This is a genomic window from Acinetobacter entericus (genome assembly GCF_026168575.1).
Lineage (GTDB): Bacteria > Pseudomonadota > Gammaproteobacteria > Pseudomonadales > Moraxellaceae > Acinetobacter > Acinetobacter bouvetii.
On record NZ_JAPEQW010000068.1, the window covers coordinates 1 to 3,719 of the forward strand.

Genomic DNA, 3,719 nt, shown 5'->3' on the forward strand with positions numbered 1-3,719 from the left:
AACCAAAAAGAAGATCGTTTTTTGATTTATGAAAGAGATCTATTACAACAATTAATCAAGAGTTAATTTCTTATCAGTTTCCTAAAATTTTTTTATTAGATAATGAGAGTGAATTTACTAGCTTTTTTGAAGGGTTTGGTAAAGTAGTTTTAAATATGATTGACTATCAAAAATCATGTTATGAGCTTATTTTTAATGGAGCGTATGTTTTTGATTGGTAAATCACAAAATTTGGAATAAGTATTACAAATGAAAAATCTATTTATACAAAGAATTTATGATGCACCTATAGATATTATTGGTGATATTCACGGCGAAATAGATGCATTACAAAATTTAATACAAATACTTGGTTATGATAGAGATGGAAATCATAAAGAAAATAGAAAATTAATTTTTGTCGGTGATTTATGTGATAGAGGGCTTGATAGTGTTGCTGTTATAAAGTTAGTTAAGCATTTAGTAGACAATGGTAATGCTCAATGTGTATTAGGGAATCATGAATTAAATATACTAATTCATTCAAAACGTGAAGGAAACGGTTGGTTTTTTGGTTCACCGCATGAAGATGATGACAAAAAATTTAATTCTAAAGAAGCATCTTTACATGACAGGAAAATGATAATTCACTTTTTAAGTACTTTACCACTTGTTTTAGAGTCTGAAAAAATAAGGGTAGTTCATGCATGTTGGGATAATGCATCTATTGCTTCATTGATGAAAGACAAATCAAAATCAGTAAAAGAAGCATATGATCTATTCACAAAACGAATTGAAGAACATTTAACAAAGTCAGGCATTGCTCAAAAGGCTAGAAAAGAAGAATTAGGTTATGAGTTTCAATTAAAGGATATTTACTCTAAAGTCCCGTTTCTCAAAAATCTAGCTCATAAACATGTTGTTGAGCAGATGAATAATCCAGTTAAAGTAGTTACTTCAGGAACAGAAGCGTTTGCAGATGACATGTTTTTTGCTGGTGGTAAATGGAGAATGGTCAAACGTTTGAAATGGTGGGATCAATATGAAAGTGATATTCCTGTTGTAGTTGGACATTATTGGCGTAACTTTAACAAGAGAGAGAAAAAGCGTGATCTTTTTCAGCATATAGACCCTCTTCATTGGTTTGGGGCTAAAAAAAATGTTTTTTGCATAGATTACTCAGTTGGTAAGCGATATGAAGATCGTCAACATCAGAGAGAATTTTCTAATAAACTTGTAGCTTTACGTTTTCCTGAAAATTATCTAGTGCAAGAGGATGGTATTATATTGAAGATAAAAAATACTTTGAATGATCATTTGGTGTGATTAATAATTGTACGCACATTGTTGAAGTTGATTTTAAAATTTGTGTCCTCTAATTAAACTTTGTTGATATCTTGAAAGGGGGTATCATAACTTTGTTATTAAATTTAAATTTTTTAATTTAATGTTAAGCTATTAAGTTGTTGTTATTTTTGTAAAATTTGACAAAAATATAATTCGCATTTATTATACGCCACATCGAAGTGATAGTGAGTTAAATTAAAGTATTAAGAGCATTGAATGTATATGAAGTAAATTGTAGTTTATAAAGAACTAATTATAATTATATTAATAGTACAATTGTGTCATTATGATACCTTATCTTTTTTTTTAAATTTTAAATAAATTAAAATCAAATCCCTATCACTATTTTTTAACATTTAATAGTGAGAATAAATCATGAAAAAAAATAAAATAGAAATAGATTATATTGAAATTGTAATTGATATTAATCATGAACCAGAAAAAGTAGCATCTTGCTATCAAATAATAAGTGATGAAAGCTATAGTTTTGATGAATTTGAAATAAAGTACAGACCAAAGAAAATAATTTCTGAATTTGATAGTGTAATTAAATTACAATCATTATCATCAAAAGATAATAAATCTAAACTAAAAATTACCGGCAATTTTTACAAGTGGTTATACGGTCACAATGTGACTGGTTGTGAAAGTTTAATAGATTTAGTTTTATTAACTATTGATAAATTGAAAAAACTTGAACTAGTAGATCCAACAGATGAACAATTAGAAACTATTCGTCTCGGTCGTTTTAGACTTTTCAAAGTTGATATAAAAAGAGATATAATTTTTGAAAGTAAGCAAAATGCTATTCAATATTTGTCTACTCTTAAAGCTCTATCGACTTATCCGAAGCAGAAAAAAACAATATTTGAGAACGGTATCTATTTCGGTTTTACTTCTGAGCGTTGGTCTATGTGTAATTATTACAAAGGTCAAGAAATTAGAGATAAGCCTAATAGATCTAAGACAAGCTCAGAATTAAAAGCACTAGCTGATCTTATGATTCGTCAAGAGATAAGAATTCGCTCAAAGCAGTTACGCACATGGGACTTGCTCTTCGGTCATCAATGGCTTGATTTAAATTATATTGATAAATTTTTTAGTAATAAACTTGAGAAAATTTATATTTCAAAGATTATTTTTAAAGATGCAAAAAGTAATATAACAAATAAAAGTGATAGAAAATTTTACAATTGTTTGATTAACGGCGACATAGATTCATACTCTAAATCAACTATAAGTAGAAAAAGAAAACATTTTTTAGATAGCTATAATATTGATATTAATAATTTTTGAGAATAATAAAATGAAAAAAATAAGAATCACAAAAAAAGATGTATGTTATTTATTATCAATAAAAGCTGATAAATTAAGAAAATTAATGATTGAAGATGAAACGTTTCCAAGACCGATAAAAGACGGCACGACTAGACAAGCAGCTGTTTATTTTGATGTAAGTGCAATAGAGCTCTGGTGGCAAAACAAAATTGAGAATTCGTAAAATATTATAATTATTAATATGCAGTTTTTATACTTATACTTTAAGAAGTAAGATCAAGAAAATCTTGCTTCTTTTGTATGAGTTATAAATATTTGTATATTATTTATTATCTAATAAAGCGATGATCATGTCTCTTATAATTTTTTTATGCGATGATGAAAGTTGAGTGTATGCTTCAAATACTTCTTTATCTTTATAGCCGAGTTCTTGTTTCCATCGAGCATCACGTTGTTGAATAGCCGTTTGAATATTTTTATTGAGGATTAACTCTTCAGGCGGTATCTCTAACCATTTTGCTAATGCGAGTAATTTATCTCCAGAAGGAATTGCCTCACCGATCAGCCATTTACGAACGCCGTGTAAGGTCATGGGTTTGCCAGAGTAGTTCAAATTAAACTCTCTTTCTAATATAGAGGCTTTAGCTTCATAACCTTTAGATTGCATAGCCAGTACTAAGCGTTTTGCAAACAAGGATTTTTCATCATCATTTTTCATCTCTCCAAAATAGTAAATTCAGTTGAAAGTCACGTAACTATTGATATAAGTTACGTAAAAATATAAACTTTAGTTAAGTTTTGTTGATATTTTTTATTCTGTAAAATATTGTTATAGTTGGTTTTTCTTTATAAAAATTATCAAGTTGAATTAAATTTTGTATTTATCTAAATTATGAGGGTGAAATGTTTAAGAATAGTCCATTATTCATTCAGAAAATATTAACGCTGACTTTTGTATCAATATTTTTTTCCTTTCTTATATCTCTTCTAGATGCTGCTGTTGGGGCTAATTTAGTTCAAGATCAATCAATACTTGTCATACTGATAGCAGAAATTTTCATTAGTGTGTTATTCAGAGATGGATCCGGAAATTTGAACAACTCCTATAAGTGATA

Annotated in this window: 4 protein-coding genes; 3 read left to right on the forward strand and 1 reads right to left on the reverse strand. The window is 27.9% G+C overall.

Annotated features, from left to right (window positions below):
• Window positions 1-249: 249 nt before the first annotated feature.
• From OKC24_RS19170 to OKC24_RS19180, 3 genes are all read left to right on the forward strand, one after another.
• Complete coding sequence (locus OKC24_RS19170) at window positions 250-1,305, forward strand: metallophosphoesterase (RefSeq protein WP_125280420.1); 1,056 nt, start codon at window positions 250-252, stop codon at window positions 1,303-1,305.
• Window positions 1,306-1,701: 396 nt separating this feature from the next.
• Window positions 1,702-2,622 carry a phage/plasmid replication protein, II/X family gene (locus OKC24_RS19175; protein WP_265466237.1) on the forward strand — a complete coding sequence of 307 codons (921 nt, stop codon included), beginning with the start codon at window positions 1,702-1,704 and terminating at the stop codon, window positions 2,620-2,622.
• 10 nt (window positions 2,623-2,632) lie between these two features.
• A complete protein-coding gene (locus OKC24_RS19180; protein ID WP_121523195.1) occupies window positions 2,633-2,827 on the forward strand; it encodes a helix-turn-helix transcriptional regulator in 195 nt (64 codons plus the stop codon).
• A gap of 99 nt (window positions 2,828-2,926) precedes the next feature.
• On the opposite strand, the gene OKC24_RS19185 is transcribed toward OKC24_RS19180, so the two are convergent.
• Window positions 2,927-3,322 (reverse strand): XRE family transcriptional regulator, encoded by a 396-nt coding sequence (locus OKC24_RS19185; RefSeq protein ID WP_125280418.1) that lies wholly within the window; start codon window positions 3,320-3,322, stop codon window positions 2,927-2,929.
• Between the last annotated feature and the right edge of the window lie 397 nt (window positions 3,323-3,719).